Origin of the sequence: Paenirhizobium daejeonense (assembly GCF_014280875.1) — a bacterium.
Classification (GTDB): Bacteria; Pseudomonadota; Alphaproteobacteria; order Rhizobiales; family Rhizobiaceae; genus Allorhizobium; species Allorhizobium daejeonense.
Map to the genome: position 1 here is coordinate 102,124 of NZ_JACLAL010000002.1, position 15,140 is coordinate 117,263.

Below are 15,140 nucleotides of genomic sequence, written 5' to 3' on the forward strand. Positions count from 1 at the left end.
CATGACCCAGCCCGGCATCGATTTTCCCGGCCTCGGTGTCGGCCTTGCCATCCTGCGCGATGGCAAGCTGCTGCTATACCGTCGCCGGAAGGCCCCTGAAGCGGGTTTCTGGAATATTGTTGGCGGCAAGGTCGACCATATGGAACCGGCCGAGCAGGCCGCCCGCCGCGAGGCTGAGGAAGAAACAGGCCTCGCCATCGGCAAGATCGGCTTTCTTGCGACTACCGAGCAGATCATCGATACTGACCGGCAGCATTGGGTTTCGCTGCTTTACCGGACCGAAGACTTTTCAGGCGAACCACAACTGACCGAACCGGACAAGCTTTCGGATTTCGGCTGGTTCGACCTCGACGCGCTGCCCCAGCCGCTCTCAGCCTTCACCAGCGCCATCCTGCCTTTTCTTCGCTGACTTCTGCTTGGCGGACTTTGGCTTGGCCGGTTTTGATCGCGCAGGCTTCGCCTTCGATGCCTCGGCCCTCAGTCCTGCCTCGAAGGCGAGCCGCACCCACTTCGCCATTTCGTCGGGATCGTCATACGCGTCATCAGGGATCGACCAGTAGGGCATCGCGACGGGGCTTTTGCCCTCCCGCTGGTAAACCCATTGCCGGGCACCCGCCTCTTCGAAACGCGGCGCGCTGTCGTTGTCCGCCTTCAGCATGATCTCGTCGAACAGGTCGAGCGCAAAAATCACGCCGTCGCGATAAATGCCCTTTCCTCCGAACATCCGCCGGATGGAGACAGGCCCAACCGACTGAAACATCTCTTCTATCTCGACATTGTCCATTGCGATCAACCCTTGAGAACGCCGCCTGCGGCCAGAACCGCTTCCGGCGTATCGACATCCAGTTTTGCCGCAGCGCCGATCTCGACGTCGATGATCGGCAGGCCCGAAGTTTCGATAATATGGCGCGCACCGATATCCCCTTCGAGCCGCATCAGCGCAGGAAAGGTTGCACGCGGCAGGATGACCGGATTGCCACGCTTGCCATCAGCCACCGCCCGCACGATGGATCGACCGCCTGATTTACGAAATGCCTTCACCAGTTCCTCGAGATCGGCGCGCGTGACCCCCGGCATGTCGGCAAGCAGGATCATCACACCTTCCACGTCCTGCAGGGAGGCCGCGGCAAGGCCAGTACGGATCGAGCTCGCCATTCCGCTGGCGTAATCGCGGTTCTCCTCGATATCGACCGGCAACCCTTCCAGACAGGCGGAAATCTCGGAAGCACGAAAACCGGCAACAAGGACGACGGGACCGCTGCCTGCATCGAGTGCTCGTTCCGCCATGCGCCTCACCAGCGGCACGCCCTCGAATTCGGCCAACAGCTTGTGCCGGCCGCCCTCGCCCATCCGGCTCGCCTTGCCCGCCGCCAGGATGATGATGCCGACACGGAGGGGCGTATCGGCAGAGGTTGCAACCTCACGCGGCAGCGGACGACTGGGAATTTCCATCAGCAAGCCTCCGACACCAAGCCCTGTCAGTTCCAGCGCATCAGGATTTTCACCGGCGAGAATCCGGTTCAAGACCCAGTCGAAGCCGTTTTCCTTCGGCGAACGGGCGCAGCCCGGCGCACCGATGACGGGAATTTCCCCGACATGACCCAGCACCAGCAGATTTCCGGGATCGACCGGCAGCCCGACCTGATCGACTGTTCCTCCCGCCATGCGGATCGATTCCGGGATGACATCGACCGGATCGCACATGGCCGATGCCCCGAAGACGACAACGAGCGGCGGATCGGCCGGTTGCAGGCGCAAGGCATCCTCGATAGCGCCTGCAACCGCATCCGCCCGGTGCGCCACCCTCCATTCACCGACCAACCGGCTGCCAGACGCGGCAAGGCGCTGTTCCAGAATCCGAGCGGTCTTGTCCATGACGGAGGTCTTCAGCGACGGCAGCTGCGTCGCGATCAGGGCGACGTTGCGCGGACGATAGGGTTTGAGTTCGATGGCCCGCCCTTCGGCAAGGATGGACAACGCACTTGCCACGCTCGCGCCGGAAACGCCGAGCGGGATGATCTTCACCGTCGCGACGAGATCGCCTTCGCGCACGTCGCTATGATCTGCCAGACACGCGAAGGTGATTGCCGGGTCGACGCGGTTGAATCGGTCGACCAGTTCCCGGCTTGCCACGAAAAGGCCGTTGCAGGTGGCGTAGAAATTCACCCGACCCGTCGCCGGCTCGGACATCCGCAGGTGATCGAGGCTAATGCCAGCAGCAAGACGCCCCGCCGCCTCGTCTTCGCCGAGATCGCCATCCTCGAGCCGACAGGCGATGATGGTACGAATGCCCGCTTCGGAAAGACGGGAGAGATCCGATCCGGAAAGCCTATGGCCCTTCGGCAGCCGGCCGGGCGGCAATTGCACAGAATGCGCCAGCACAAGGCCTTCAGCCCCTTCCAGCGGGAATTCCCCGAAGATCATGCCGCCTCGCTCACCGCGACGCCAAGCGACCGGCGCCGAAAGGACTGGATAACCTCCGCAAGCACGGATACCGCGATTTCGGCAGGTGTGGCGGCGCCGATGTCAAGCCCCACCGGCGCGGAGATACGAGCGATCTGCTCCTCGGAGAGACCCTGCTCTTTCAACCGCTCCACCCGTTTCGCGTGGGTCTTGCGACTGCCGAGCGCGCCGACATAGAAACAGTCTGCTTTCAGCGCGGCGACGAGAGGAAAGTCGTCGATCTTCGGATCATGGGTGACAGCAACCATCGCGCAGTAGCGATCGAGCGGCCGCTCCTTCAACGCATCTTCCGGCCAGTCCGCCACGAGGTCGACGCCTGAGAAGCGCTCAGGCGTCGCAAAGGCGGTACGAGGATCGATCACGGTGATGTCGTAGCCAGCAATCTCGGCCATGGGACAGAGCGCCTGACTGATATGGACCGCGCCGATCACCACGATGCGCGGTGGAGGGAGGTGTACGTTGAGGAAAAAGCTGCGCCCCTCCAGATCGACCAGACCGGATTTGCCGGACAGCAGCCTTTGCCCGATCTCCGCTCCCAGCGGTCCGATGACGGTTTCTCCCTCGACCACAAGCCGGTCACGGCCATCGTCAAGATCGGTCATCAGCACGGCCGCGCGTCGTGCCAGCCGGGATTCGTTCAGCTTTTTCAGGTTCACCGGATCCATCAGCCGAGCCTTTCGACGTAAACGCGGATTCGACCACCGCAGGAAAGCCCGACCCTCCAGGCCGTCTCGTCCGCCACACCGAATTCGAGCATCCGCGGTTCGCCCGATTGCAGCACGTCAAGCGCCTCGGTAATGACCGCCCCCTCCACGCAGCCACCGGAGACGGAGCCCTCGAAATTGCCATCGGCATCGATCACCAGATGGCTGCCGACCGGGCGCGGCGCCGATCCCCAGGTCTCGACAACGGTCGCAATCGCCACGGCGCGCCCCTTGCCTTTCCATTCCTCGGCAACGAGCAGCGGATCCATCCGCCCTGCAATGACCGTCATGTTCAAGCCCTCATCGTCTTCAGGAAACGTTTTGGATCGGCATCGCCCTGCATCGGCCCGGAAAGGGCTGCGACCAGGTCGGCAAGCGAATCGAGATTATGCACGGAACGCAGTTCATCGACATGGGGAAGCATCGCCCTGACGCCCCGCGCCCGCGCCTCGAAACCCTCAAACCTCAGGAGGGGATTGAGCCAGACCAGCCGCCGACAGGAGCGATGCAGCCGGTCCGTCTCTGCCGCGAGCATCGCCACATCCTCCCTCTCCAGACCGTCAGTGATCAGCAGGACCACCGCCCCCTGCCCGAGCACGCGCCGAGCCCATTGCCGGTTGAAGAGCCTGAGCGTCTCCCCGATTCGCGTGCCGCCGGACCAGTCGCTGACCGCGCCACTGCATTGCGCGATCGCCTCGTCAGGATCGCGGTTCTTCATCTGGCGCGTGACATTGGTGAGCCGCGTGCCGAACAGGAATGTGTGGACGCGACGGCGGCGCTCCGTCAGCACATGCAGGAAATGCAGGAAGATGCGGGTGTACTGGCTCATCGAACCCGAGATATCGGCAAGAATGACCAGCGGCGGCTGTTCGGTGCGACGCGCCCTGAACTTCGGCAGGATAACATCGCCGCCGCTGCGCAGAGCCGCACGCATTGTCGCCCGCGCATCGACATCTCCCGGCCGGCGGGATGGGCGAAAACGGCGCACGCGCACGGTATCGAACGGCATGGCCAGCCTCTCGATCTCGCGCCGCGCCTGAGAAAGTTCGGCTGCGGACATCTGGGCGAAATCCAACCGGCGCAGCACTTCCGAGCCTGAAGTCGTGAAGCGCGCATCGATTTCGATATCCGGCTCGTCGCGCGGTTCCTGCCGCCGCTCGCGTTCAGCATAAAGCGCATCGCTCACTCGGGAAGCCCCGGCCTTTGCCTTCTCTCGTTCGCTGAGATCGGCAGCAACAGGCGACATCATCGCGATCATCTTGGCAACCAGATCCCGCGAACGCCAGAACAACCTGAAGGCCTCGTCGAAGACCGGCTGGTCCTCATGCCGGTTGACGAAGATCGCACCGAGCGCCGCATGAAACTCCTCACGCGATCCGATACCGATGGCGTCGACCGCAGCGATGGCATCGAGCACCGCCCCCGGCCCCGGTTTCAGACCAGCCCTGCGCAACACGCGGGCAAAGTGCACGATATTGTCGGCAAGCCTACCGTCGCCAGCTACCGGCGGCGGCATCACGATCCCATCCCGGCCGGCCGAAATCTCCATGGCTCAACCCGCCGCCAGAAGCTCCGCCTTCACCTCGGAAAGAACCTTCTGGCCTTCCGAGCCCTGAATGCGGGCGATGTCGTCCTGATATTTCAAAAGCGTGCCGAGCGTGTCGGCGATGGTTTCCGGATCGAGCGCCAACCGGTCTAGTTCGGTGAGAGCCGTTGCCCAGTCGATCGTCTCGGCAACGCCGGGGTTCTTGAAAAGGTCCAGCGTGCGCAGCTTCTGCACATAGGCGACGATCTGGCGCGAAAGCTGCTCGTTGCAGCCGGGCACCTTGCGCCGGATGATCGCCAGTTCCTCGGCAGCCTTCGGATAATCGACCCAATGATAGAGGCAGCGCCGTTTCAAAGCGTCATGCACCTCGCGCGTCCGGTTGCTGGTAACGATGACGATCGGCTTTTCCGTTGCTTTCACGGTTCCGTATTCGGGGATCGTCACCTGAAAATCGGACAGCACCTCCAGAAGAAAGGCTTCGAAGGCCTCGTCCGTGCGGTCGAGTTCATCGATCAGGAAAACCGGGGCACGGCCGGGCTCGCTCTCAAGCGCCTGCAGCACCGGACGGCGGATCAGATAGCGGGCGGAGAAGATATCGTGTTCCATTCGGTCACGGTCGGAAACGCCCGCGGCCTCGGACAGGCGTATCTCCAGCATCTGCGCCGGGTAGTTCCATTCATAGACGGCCGATGCAACATCGAGGCCTTCATAGCACTGGAGGCGGATCAGCGGCCGGTCGAGCGCGGATGCCAGCACCTTGGCAATCTCGGTCTTGCCGACACCGGCCTCGCCCTCCAGGAAGAGCGGTCGCTGCATGCGAAGGGCAAGGAAGAGAACCGTGGCCAGCGGCCGACCGGCGAGATAGTCATGCTCCGCGAGAAGGTCGACGACGGCATCGATCGATCCCGGCAGGTTTGTTGAGGACGTCTCAGGCATCCTTCCTCCTCTTTTTGGGAGGAGCTTACAGGCTGTGGTAGCTGCGGTCCAGATAGATCAGCGACGCCTCCCTGGCCCCGAAATGCACCGCCTTCACCTCGCCGAAAAGCACGGTATGGGTCGCCGTGACCTTGGTGTCCGTAACCCGGCAATCAAAGGAGACGATGGCGTCTGACAGCACCGGAGCGCCAGTGACCAGCCTTTGCCATTCGCCAAGCGCAAAGCGCTCATCGACGGAGAGGCAGCCGAAACCGGCAAAGCCGTTGGCAAGGTCACGATGATGCGCACCCAGCGTATTCAGGGCGAAGAACCCGCTTTCGAAGAACACGGCATTCTTTTCATTGGTATTGTTCAGGCAGGCGAGAACGGTCGGCGGATGGTCCGAAACAGAGCATGCTGCGGTGATCGTCACGCCACGGCGGATGCCGCCATGCTCCGTAGTGATGAGCTGGACATGACCCGCATAGCGGCTCATCGCTTCCCGATAGACGACCGGATCAATCTGCTGCGTGTTCAACACTTCACTCTCCGCGATTGGCCTAAGCCTCTATCCGACCGTACTATGCCGGGCAAGTTTTACCTTTTCCCAAACAGACGGTTTTTACCCTGAAGACCGCCAGTTATTGCACCGCATTGCAGTTTCCGTCATGGAGCGGTTAGACTAGGCAAGTCTCAATGGCTTAACGTCGTATCCGGAAAAACCGAAACAAGAATGAACCCTCATCGCTTCCTGCCGCTGACCTTTGTCGCGTTGACCGGTCTTGCCGCGCCGCTCGCCGCCGCTCCGCTGAGGATCGCGGTGGTCGCTCCTCAATCGGGAAACTTCGTGACATTGGGCGATGAAGTGCGTCTCGGCGCAAAGATCTCCGCCGACCGACTCGGCATTGAACTCGCTCTGATCGACGAGAGTTGCGAAGTTGGAAGCGGCCCTCAGGTCGCTGCTAGAATTCGCGAGGCCGGCGCGACCGCCGCCATCGGCTTCCTCTGCTCGGAAAGCCTCGACGGCGCGCTTGCACCGCTGAAGGAAGCCGCGATACCGGCGATCACGCTTTCCGTGCGCTGGAAAGGCGTGATGGAGGACGCCATCAAGAACGGCTGGCCACTCTTCCGCCTTGCGCCCACGACCGAAGACGAGGCTCAGAAGCTCACCGAAATCATCCTTCGTGACTGGACGAGCGATGCCATCGCCTTGATCGAGGACGGCACGATCCACGGCCGCGAGCTGGCCGATGCCATCCGCAACGGCCTTGAGACCCATGGATTGAAGCCGGTTTTCACCGACACTTTCCGTCCTGGACAGGAACAGCAGATCTCGCTTGTTCGCCGTCTGCGCAAGGCCGGTGTGACCAAGGTCTTCGTCGGCGGCGACCGCACAGATATCTCGATCATTACACGCGACGCCGCGGTGGAAAAGATCGAACTCGGTTTTCTGGGCGGCGAAGCTCTGAATGCTGCGGATCAGCCGGTACCGCTTGCCGAAGGCGTACGCGCCGTCCTGCTCCCCTATGTCGTAGGAGGACCACCGCAGAACGGCACCTCCGCCGAATTGCCGCGTGAAGGCTATGTGCAACCCGCCGAGGCTGCAGTTTCCATTCTTGCGGACGCCGCTGCCCTGTCCAGCGCTATGGGTTCGCCCCTTGCCGACACGCTGGTCGATACGGCTTTCGACACCCCGATCGGCCCGATCACCTTTTCGACAGGCCATGAACTCGCGGACAATCCCTATCGTCTGATGGAATGGCGCAAGGGCGGCTTCATTGAAGCGCCGCCCTCGACCCAGTGACAATCAAGCCAGTTGGCAGACTGTCATGACGGATAGGGCCAGAAGGCCTGCGTGAAGACACCGCCATCGACCCAGATTGTCTGCCCGGTCACGAACCCGGCCTCCTGACCCGCAAGAAACAGCACCGGTCCCGCAATATCGGCTGGCGTACCGACCCGGCGCAACGGCGTCACGCTGCCCCATGTCTCGGCATAATCGGGCGCCTCGGCGCGGGTGCGTTCCGTCTCGATAGCGCCGGGAGCCACGCAATTGACGCGGATTCCGTGCGGACCGAGCTCCACGGCCGCTACCTTGGTGAACTGTTCGACGCCACCCTTGGACGCCGTGTAGTCGACGAGCTTCGGAAAGGCGAGCTTGTTGCAGCCGGAGCCCAGATTGATGATGGAACCGCCCTTGCCGGCCGCTACCAAGCGCCGCCCCACTTCCCGCGTATTGAGAAAGGTGCCGGTCAGGTTGGTGCGGATCACGGCATCCCACCGCTCCTCGGACAATTCCAGCAGCGGAGCCCATGTCTGGATACCGGCATTGTTGACGAGAACATCCGGCGCATCGCCGAACCAGTCGCAGGCCTCATCCATGAACGCCGTAACGGAAGCCGGATCGCCGACATCGGAGGAAAACGCGCGGACCTGACCGCCGGCACCGGTAATCTCGGCGACGACCTCTACGGCGGCGGCTCCGTCATTGCGATGCGTAAAGGCCACCCGATATCCCGCCTGCGCGAATGCAATTGCGAGATGCCTGCCGATGCCGCTGCTGCCGCCGGTGATGATCGCGGAACGTCCCATGTCTCTCCTCCTGTTGCTCCTCGTCACGAGGGATGGAGAAGGATCAAGCCAAGGTCAAGCCGGCCTCGTTCATGGCAGACTTTCGAAGAGTTGCCGGGCTGGCCGGGCGGTGCTATGGGCAGGCCGAAAAGTCAGCAATTCCGGAGCATCCGCCATGACACGCCCCCTCAAGATCGCCCCCTCGATCCTCGCTGCAAACTTCGCCCGGCTCGGTGATGAAGTCGCCGACGTGGTCGAAGCCGGCGCAGACTGGATCCATCTCGATGTCATGGACGGCCATTTCGTTCCCAACATCTCTTACGGCCCCGCCGTCATCAAGGCGCTGCGCCCCTTTACCAAGGCGGTCTTCGATTGCCATTTGATGATCTCGCCGGCCGACCCCTTTCTCGAAGCCTTCGCCGATGCCGGCTGCGATGTCATCACCGTCCATGCCGAGGCTGGCCCACACCTGCATCGCTCACTGCAGAAGATCCGCTCGCTCGGCAAGAAGGCGGGCGTCTCGCTGAACCCAGCAACGCCGCTCTCGGCGATCGAACATGTTCTCGACGACCTCGACCTCTTGCTCATCATGAGCGTCAACCCCGGCTTCGGCGGCCAGAAGTTCATTCCCGCCATGACCGAAAAGCTCGCCAAGGCAAATCTGATGATCGGCAACCGTCCGATCGATCTCGAAGTCGACGGCGGCGTGACCGCGGAAAATGCGGCACTCGTGACGTCTGCCGGCGCCAATGTCCTCGTCGCCGGTTCGGCCATCTACAAGGGTCAGGGCGTTGACGATTATCGCAAGACGGTCGACAGTCTGCGCAAGGCCGCGGAAGAGGGACGCCGTTGAACTATTGCAGGACATGGCTGGCAGGTGTTGCGACGGCTTTCGTCGCCCTGCCGGCCATGGCCGCCGATTTCTCCAGCTTCCAGTCGCTCGGCTTTTCTAAAGACGGCGGCATCTACGCCTTCGAGGAATTCGGCATCAATGACGGTTCGGGACTGGCCTACTCGACCATTTTCTTCATCGATACCGTAAAGGACAGCTTCCTGCCCGGAACACCGATCCGCACAGGCGTGGAACGCGACACGGAAAGCATCGCGACCGCACGCCGCGAGGCGATGGAAAAGGCCACACCGCTCCTCTCCGAACATGGGATTCTCGACAGGCCGGGCGAGTTGGCGGCTTTCAGTCCGATCACCGAGATCGGTGCGCCGAAAGACGAGCTACGCTATCTCGAACATCCCGCCGATCCCGCCTTCGGCAAGCCCTACACCCTGAAGATCGAGGAATTCACCGTCGCCTCGCCCCAGCGATGCCGCGATTTCATCAATACGCTCAAGGCCTTCAGGCTGACGTTCAGCGAGAAGAACGGCGAGCCGGCGGATGAGATCGTGCATGCGGACGGCACGGACATTCCCGAAAGCCGCCGATGCACTGTCGGTTACAGGATCGGCGGCGTCGTGACCTATTCTCCTCTTGCCGGCGCTCCGATCCACATGGCGCTCGTCAACGTGCTGAGCCTCGGCTTCGAGGGCCATAACGGGCGCTGGATCGCCGTTCCCGCCCACCCCTGATGACGGACATAGCTCTCCCCAAGCCTCAAACAACCATACGCGACCGGTTGGCCGCCGCCCGCCCTCCCGTAGGGCTCTGGTTCGCGGGTGCGCTGGTCTGGGGTGCCCTCATGGCAGCGGTCCTCGGCCTGTCGCTTTACGGCATGGAACGTCTGGACAGCGGGCATACGCCCGCGCTCTTCGGCCTCTATTTTTCAGGCGGGGCGATCGGTTGGCTGCTCGCCCTCCCAATTATCGGCTTCTTCAGTTTCCGCCGACGCCCGGAAACGCGGTTTGCGGCCGCCTTCCTCTTCCTCTCCTGCGGTACACTCGGCGCAACGGCGCTTCTCTTCGCCCTGCAATACCGCATGTTCTACGCCCAATGGCATGCGCCCTTCGGCACCGTGATCTGGACATTCCAGTTCGCCTTCACCTCCGCCTCCGCCGTCTACCAGTTCACCGCACTCGGCAGCCGGCACTACTTTCCCTTCGGCGTCGCACTGCTGGTTGCAGCAAGCCTCTGGCTTGCGCGCCGCAACCGTTGAGATTGCCGGGCTTCTTTGCTAAGAGCGCCTGACAAAAGCTCCGGCCAGCCGACCCTCCCGGTGTTCGACCGAGTATCTGATCAGGCGTCAAGCAGGCGCCATCGCCAGCCCAAGGAAAGAAAAGCCCATGATCCCGCGTTATTCCCGGCCCGAAATGGTCGCCATCTGGTCTCCCGAAACCAAATTCCGTATCTGGTTCGAGATCGAGGCCCATGCCTGCGATGCGCTGGCCGATCTGGGCGTGATCCCGAAGGAAGCCGCACGGACTATCTGGGAAAAGGGTGGGGCCGCCGAGTTCAACGTCGCCCGCATCGACGAGATCGAGGCCGTCACCAAGCATGACGTCATCGCCTTCCTCACCCATCTTGCCGAGTTCATCGGCCCCGACAGCCGCTTCGTGCATCAGGGCATGACGTCCTCCGACGTGCTCGACACCACGCTGAACATCCAGCTCGTGCGCGCCGCCGACATCCTGCTCGCCGACATGGACCGCGTTCTCGCCGCCCTCAAGGCCCGCGCTTTCGAACACAAGGACACGGTGCGCATCGGCCGCAGCCACGGCATCCACGCCGAACCCACCACCATGGGTCTGACATTCGCCCGCTTCTACGCCGAAATGGTCCGCAACCGCGCCCGTCTCGTGGCAGCTCGGGCGGAAGTTGCAACCGGCGCGATCTCCGGCGCCGTAGGTACTTTCGCCAACATCGACCCCCGCGTAGAGGAACATGTCTGCGAAAAGCTCGGCCTCGTTCCCGAGCCGGTCTCGACGCAGGTCATCCCGCGCGATCGTCACGCCATGTTCTTCGCCACCCTCGGCGTAATCGCATCCTCGATCGAGAACGTCGCGATCGAAATTCGCCACATGCAGCGCACCGAAGTTCTGGAGGCGGAGGAATTCTTCTCGCCAGGCCAGAAGGGTTCGTCCGCCATGCCGCACAAGCGCAACCCGGTCCTGACCGAAAACCTGACCGGCCTTGCCCGTCTGGTGCGTATGTCCGTCGTCCCGGCCATGGAAAACGTGGCTCTCTGGCATGAACGCGACATCAGCCACTCCAGCGTCGAGCGCGCCATCGGCCCCGATACCACGATCACCCTCGACTTCGCGCTGAACCGCCTTGCCGGCGTCATCGAGAAGCTGGTGATCTACCCGGAAAACATGCTGAAGAACATGAACAAGTTCCGCGGCCTCGTGATGAGCCAGCGCGTTCTTCTGGCCCTCACCCAGGCTGGCGTCAGCCGCGAGGATGCCTATCGTCTCGTCCAGAGAAACGCGATGAAGGTATGGGAGCAAGGCAAGGATTTCCTTGAGGAATTGCTCGCCGACGAAGAAGTTCGCGCGGCCCTTTCCGAAGAGGAAATCCGCGAGAAGTTCGACCTCGGCTACCACACCAAGCACGTTGACACGATCTTCAAGCGTGTCTTCGGCTGAGACCAGCCCGTTCAACTGCGATCCGGCCCGTGGAGACGCGGGCCGGATTGTTCGTTTTTGGGGATGGACTTTATGACTGGTTTTGTCGCCCGTACCCGGCCAAGCTCCTTGACGAAACCTCGACCAATAAACAGATAAGGCGCATGAAAGCTTCAGACGCAGATATCCTCATCATCCCCGGCTATACCAATTCCGGTCCCGATCACTGGCAAAGCCGGTGGGAGACAAAGCTCTCCACCGCCCGCCGTGTCGAACAGGCAGAGTGGGCAAAGCCCGTGCGCGAGGATTGGGTCGCTCGCGTCGTCGAGGAAGTGAACAAGTCCACACGTCCCGTCGTGCTGGTCGCCCATTCGCTCGGCGTACCCACGGCAATCCATGCCATTCCCCACCTTGGAGACAAGGTGAAGGGTGCGTTTCTCGTCGCTCCTCCAGATGTCGCCAACCCTTCCATCAGGCCGAAACACCTGATGACGTTCGGTCCCTATCCACGCGATCCGCTGCCCTTTCCGGCGATCACCATCGCCAGCCGCAACGATCCATTCGGCACCTACGAACACGCGGACGATATAGCCGGCGCCTGGGGTTCGCTGCTGATCGACGCGGGAGAATCCGGGCACATCAATACGGATTCCGGCCACGGCCCCTGGCCCGAGGGAACTATGGTCTTTGCCCAGTTTCTCAGCCGCCTGCAGGGGTAATTCCGCAGGCGACCGGCCTCGAAGGCCATTAGCACGAAGGGACTGCCATACGCTTGATGCGAGCGGATCGGGTTTAAGCGCTTCTTAATGGAAGGCCGTTAGCCTTGAGCCAACCGAACGTTGTCGATAGGTCGTCCTTGCATCCGGGTTCAAACAAAGTCAGCCTTTCCGGTGCCAGCGGGGTTTCCAACATCCGTGAGCTCCTGGCGGGACTGCCTATGCCCAGCATTGTGCTCGACCCGATCGGCCGCATTCTGGCAACCAATTTTCATTTCGACCGATTGCCTGTCCAGAGAGAAGCGGGCTCGGCTGATTTCCTCATCGGCTATCTGCAGGACGACGATCGGAGCGTCTTTTCCGCCCTCCAGCTTACGTCGCTTTCGTCCAAGGCGGAGACACATCCACTCGAACTGCAGTTTGTCACGGATGATGGATCCCCTCTCTGGATGATGGCGCACGTCAAGGCAATGACCGCGAACACAGTGCCATCCGCCAATCTTCTGGTACAGTTTTGCGATATAACGCAAATCAAGAAGCGCGAACTGGATCTCTCTGACAGGGAAAGCCGCTGGAAGGACGCCCTGGTCAGTTCATCCACCGGCGTATGGGACTACCGGCAGGATCTCGGGACATGGTATTACTCCAATGAATGGCGTGCCATTCGCGGCCTTGCGCCGGACGACCCCTTGCCCCCCACGACCGAAGAGTGGCTGGAGTTCGTGCATCCCGATGATCGCGAGCGCGTAGTTCTTTGTGTGGAACGGCAGAAGGCAGGCGATCCTGACTATATGACTTTCGAATATCGCGAAAGGCATAAGGACGGACACTGGGTCTGGATCGAATGTCGCGGCGCCTGCGTCGATTGGGATGAAGAAGGCGCGCCGCGACGCATCATCGGAACCGACGTCGACATTACCAGCCGCAAGCTGGCTGAGGAAAAGATCGCGCACATGTCGCGGCGGCTGAAGCTTGCTTTGGAAGTCTCACATATCGGCGTGTTCGAAACGGACTTCGATGCCGGCACCTCGGACTGGGACGACGGCATGATGACCCTCTTCGGCATCAAGGGAAGCCAGAGGATGCAGATTGGCGGCATATGGGAGCAGATGCTGCATCCGGAGGACGCCGAACGAGTCTTCAGCAAGGTGGATCATCATGTAGCCAATCTGCTTCCTTTCTCCGATGAGTATCGTGTCACTCTGGAAGACGGCTCGATCCGATATATCCGCTCGCGCACCCTGCCCTTTGTCGACCAGGACGGGCATCGAAAGATGATCGGGGCAAACTGGGACGTGACTGCCGACCTCGCTCTCCACCGCGAACTGGAGCGTGCCAAGACGCTCGCAGAGGCCCGCAACGCTGAACTGGAGGCAGCAAAGGCCCGCATCGAGCACATTGCGATGCACGACTACCTGACCGATCTTCCGAACCGCCGCTATCTCGATGAGAAACTGAACAGCTTCACCGAGGCCGCCAGCACGACGACCGGCGGCCTTGCCGTACTTCACATCGATCTCGACCGCTTCAAGGAAATCAACGACACGCTCGGCCACAGCGCCGGAGACATGATGCTCAAGCATGCAGCGAAAGTGTTGAAGGCAAATACCCGTGTCGGCGATTTCGTCGCCCGCATCGGCGGCGACGAATTCGTCTTCCTCGCGCGTTTCGAGGGCTCCCAACGCGAACTCGCGCAACTAGCCGACCGCATCATATCGGAACTCAGGAAACCGGTATCCTATGATGGCCATGAGTGCCGCTTCGGCGCCAGCATCGGGATTGCCTGCGAACTGGGCCCTGAACTCGATGCGCGGCAGTTGCTGCTAAATGCCGATATCGCTCTTTATCACGCCAAGAACCGAGGCCGTAACCGCCACGAATTCTTCTCCCGCGACAGTCACCGGCACATGGTGGACACCCGAAGGCTTTCCGATGAGATCCTGAGGGCACTGGAGAACGACGAGTTCGTCCCCCACTATCAGTTTCAGTTCAATGCGCGCAGTCTTGCAATTGCCGGCGCCGAGGCTTTGGCACGCTGGAAGCATCCCCGACAAGGCCTGCTGACGCCCGACCGTTTCCTTTCAGTGGCGGAGGAACTCGGCGTAATGCCTCAGATCGATGCGCTCATCCTGGAAAAGGCTCTTGCCGACTTCGAAAAGTGGCGCGCACTCGGCCTGAGCGTGCCGAAAATATCGGTCAACGTTTCGACCCGTCGCCTGCATGACCCGCAGTTGCGGAAAAAACTCGGCACGTTGACCTTCGATCCCGGAACCTTGTCCTTTGAACTGCTGGAATCGATTTTCCTTGATGAATATGACCAACAGGCGATGGAGAACCTCGACCATCTGCGAAAGCTTGGTGTCGACCTCGAGATCGACGACTTCGGCACGGGCCACGCCTCCATCGTCAGCCTGCTCAGACTGAACCCGAAATCACTCAAGATCGACCGGCAACTGGTGCGCGACGTCACACAATCGACCGAACAGCGCAAACTGGTCAGGTCGATCATCGATATCGGGCGATCATTGAATATCGGCGTTACTGCGGAAGGTGTAGAAACGCCGGAACATGTCCGGATACTCGCGGCACTCGGCTGCGACGTGCTGCAGGGCTTCGGGTTGGCCCGCCCTATGGCATTTTCCAAGACCGCAGATTTCATCGCTGGCGAAACGTGGCGTCGCCCGTTCAGTTGAAAGGGCGACGAAATTCTCC

16 protein-coding genes are annotated in these 15,140 nt (G+C 61.5%); 8 read left to right on the plus strand and 8 right to left on the minus strand.

Annotated elements, in window-relative coordinates; genetic code table 11:
* Position 1 precedes the first annotated feature (1 nt).
* Positions 2-409 (plus strand): NUDIX domain-containing protein, encoded by a 408-nt coding sequence (locus tag H4I99_RS04140; RefSeq protein ID WP_163899393.1) that lies wholly within the window; start codon positions 2-4, stop codon positions 407-409.
* Here H4I99_RS04140 and H4I99_RS04145 read toward each other — a convergent pair.
* From H4I99_RS04145 to H4I99_RS04175, 7 genes are read right to left on the minus strand one after another with little or no spacing between them, the layout of a single operon-like run.
* On the minus strand, positions 371-784 hold the full coding sequence (locus H4I99_RS04145; RefSeq protein WP_163899395.1) for a TfoX/Sxy family protein: 414 nt from the start codon (positions 782-784) through the stop codon (positions 371-373). The genes H4I99_RS04140 and H4I99_RS04145 overlap by 39 nt on opposite strands.
* Before the next feature lie 5 nt (positions 785-789).
* Complete coding sequence (locus H4I99_RS04150; RefSeq protein WP_163899397.1) at positions 790-2,424, minus strand: NTP transferase domain-containing protein; 1,635 nt, start codon at positions 2,422-2,424, stop codon at positions 790-792.
* Positions 2,421-3,128 (minus strand): XdhC family protein, encoded by a 708-nt coding sequence (locus tag H4I99_RS04155; protein WP_163899399.1) that lies wholly within the window; start codon positions 3,126-3,128, stop codon positions 2,421-2,423. Before H4I99_RS04155 ends, H4I99_RS04150 begins: the two co-directional genes overlap by 4 nt.
* Positions 3,128-3,457: an XdhC family protein gene (locus H4I99_RS04160; protein WP_163899401.1), complete on the minus strand. Its 330-nt coding sequence runs from the start codon at positions 3,455-3,457 to the stop codon at positions 3,128-3,130. Before H4I99_RS04160 ends, H4I99_RS04155 begins: the two co-directional genes overlap by 1 nt.
* A 2-nt stretch (positions 3,458-3,459) precedes the next feature.
* Positions 3,460-4,716, minus strand: coding sequence for a vWA domain-containing protein (locus H4I99_RS04165; RefSeq protein ID WP_163899403.1), 1,257 nt, complete (start codon positions 4,714-4,716; stop codon positions 3,460-3,462).
* Between the two features lie 3 nt (positions 4,717-4,719).
* On the minus strand, positions 4,720-5,649 hold the full coding sequence (locus H4I99_RS04170) for an AAA family ATPase (protein WP_163899405.1): 930 nt from the start codon (positions 5,647-5,649) through the stop codon (positions 4,720-4,722).
* Positions 5,650-5,674: 25 nt separating this feature from the next.
* Positions 5,675-6,169, minus strand: coding sequence for a flavin reductase (locus H4I99_RS04175; protein ID WP_163899407.1), 495 nt, complete (start codon positions 6,167-6,169; stop codon positions 5,675-5,677).
* A 192-nt stretch (positions 6,170-6,361) separates the two neighbouring features.
* Between H4I99_RS04175 and H4I99_RS04180 the strand changes: the two genes are divergently transcribed.
* Positions 6,362-7,432, plus strand: coding sequence for an ABC transporter substrate-binding protein (locus H4I99_RS04180; protein ID WP_163899408.1), 1,071 nt, complete (start codon positions 6,362-6,364; stop codon positions 7,430-7,432).
* 23 nt (positions 7,433-7,455) lie between these two features.
* On the opposite strand, the gene H4I99_RS04185 is transcribed toward H4I99_RS04180, so the two are convergent.
* A complete protein-coding gene (locus H4I99_RS04185; RefSeq protein ID WP_163899410.1) occupies positions 7,456-8,220 on the minus strand; it encodes an SDR family NAD(P)-dependent oxidoreductase in 765 nt (254 codons plus the stop codon).
* A gap of 154 nt (positions 8,221-8,374) precedes the next feature.
* Here H4I99_RS04185 and rpe point away from each other — a divergent pair, with 154 nt between their 5' ends.
* From rpe to H4I99_RS04215, 6 genes are all read left to right on the plus strand, one after another.
* Complete coding sequence (rpe, locus tag H4I99_RS04190) at positions 8,375-9,052, plus strand: ribulose-phosphate 3-epimerase (protein WP_163899411.1); 678 nt, start codon at positions 8,375-8,377, stop codon at positions 9,050-9,052.
* The gene (locus tag H4I99_RS04195) at positions 9,049-9,780 is read left to right on the plus strand and encodes a DUF2259 domain-containing protein (protein WP_244624907.1); all 732 of its coding nucleotides are present in this window, start codon (positions 9,049-9,051) and stop codon (positions 9,778-9,780) included. The genes rpe and H4I99_RS04195 overlap by 4 nt, the downstream gene beginning before the upstream one ends.
* A 110-nt stretch (positions 9,781-9,890) precedes the next feature.
* Complete coding sequence (locus tag H4I99_RS04200; protein ID WP_244624908.1) at positions 9,891-10,304, plus strand: hypothetical protein; 414 nt, start codon at positions 9,891-9,893, stop codon at positions 10,302-10,304.
* Positions 10,305-10,431: 127 nt separating this feature from the next.
* A complete protein-coding gene (gene purB / locus H4I99_RS04205; RefSeq protein WP_163899423.1) occupies positions 10,432-11,733 on the plus strand; it encodes an adenylosuccinate lyase in 1,302 nt (433 codons plus the stop codon).
* A 143-nt stretch (positions 11,734-11,876) separates the two neighbouring features.
* Entirely contained in the window at positions 11,877-12,431 is a 555-nt protein-coding gene (locus H4I99_RS04210; protein ID WP_163899424.1) for an RBBP9/YdeN family alpha/beta hydrolase, read from the plus strand.
* A gap of 218 nt (positions 12,432-12,649) precedes the next feature.
* On the plus strand, positions 12,650-15,121 hold the full coding sequence (locus H4I99_RS04215) for a sensor domain-containing protein (RefSeq protein ID WP_163899426.1): 2,472 nt from the start codon (positions 12,650-12,652) through the stop codon (positions 15,119-15,121).
* Positions 15,122-15,140: the final 19 nt, after the last annotated feature.

What these genes read in the sequence shown, in the direction of transcription:
- H4I99_RS04140 (WP_163899393.1), top strand. Translation starts at nt 2, where the DNA reads ATGACCCAGCCCGGCATCGATTTTCCCGGCCTCGGTGTCGGCCTTGCC.
- H4I99_RS04210 (WP_163899424.1), top strand. Translation starts at nt 11,877, where the DNA reads ATGAAAGCTTCAGACGCAGATATCCTCATCATCCCCGGCTATACCAAT.
- H4I99_RS04200 (WP_244624908.1), top strand. Translation starts at nt 9,891, where the DNA reads ATGGCAGCGGTCCTCGGCCTGTCGCTTTACGGCATGGAACGTCTGGAC.
- H4I99_RS04185 (WP_163899410.1), bottom strand. Translation starts at nt 8,220, where the DNA reads ATGGGACGTTCCGCGATCATCACCGGCGGCAGCAGCGGCATCGGCAGG.
- rpe (WP_163899411.1), top strand. Translation starts at nt 8,375, where the DNA reads ATGACACGCCCCCTCAAGATCGCCCCCTCGATCCTCGCTGCAAACTTC.
- H4I99_RS04165 (WP_163899403.1), bottom strand. Translation starts at nt 4,716, where the DNA reads ATGGAGATTTCGGCCGGCCGGGATGGGATCGTGATGCCGCCGCCGGTA.
- H4I99_RS04180 (WP_163899408.1), top strand. Translation starts at nt 6,362, where the DNA reads ATGAACCCTCATCGCTTCCTGCCGCTGACCTTTGTCGCGTTGACCGGT.
- H4I99_RS04170 (WP_163899405.1), bottom strand. Translation starts at nt 5,649, where the DNA reads ATGCCTGAGACGTCCTCAACAAACCTGCCGGGATCGATCGATGCCGTC.
- H4I99_RS04155 (WP_163899399.1), bottom strand. Translation starts at nt 3,128, where the DNA reads ATGGATCCGGTGAACCTGAAAAAGCTGAACGAATCCCGGCTGGCACGA.
- purB (WP_163899423.1), top strand. Translation starts at nt 10,432, where the DNA reads ATGATCCCGCGTTATTCCCGGCCCGAAATGGTCGCCATCTGGTCTCCC.
- H4I99_RS04150 (WP_163899397.1), bottom strand. Translation starts at nt 2,424, where the DNA reads ATGATCTTCGGGGAATTCCCGCTGGAAGGGGCTGAAGGCCTTGTGCTG.
- H4I99_RS04145 (WP_163899395.1), bottom strand. Translation starts at nt 784, where the DNA reads ATGGACAATGTCGAGATAGAAGAGATGTTTCAGTCGGTTGGGCCTGTC.
- H4I99_RS04160 (WP_163899401.1), bottom strand. Translation starts at nt 3,457, where the DNA reads ATGACGGTCATTGCAGGGCGGATGGATCCGCTGCTCGTTGCCGAGGAA.
- H4I99_RS04215 (WP_163899426.1), top strand. Translation starts at nt 12,650, where the DNA reads ATGCCCAGCATTGTGCTCGACCCGATCGGCCGCATTCTGGCAACCAAT.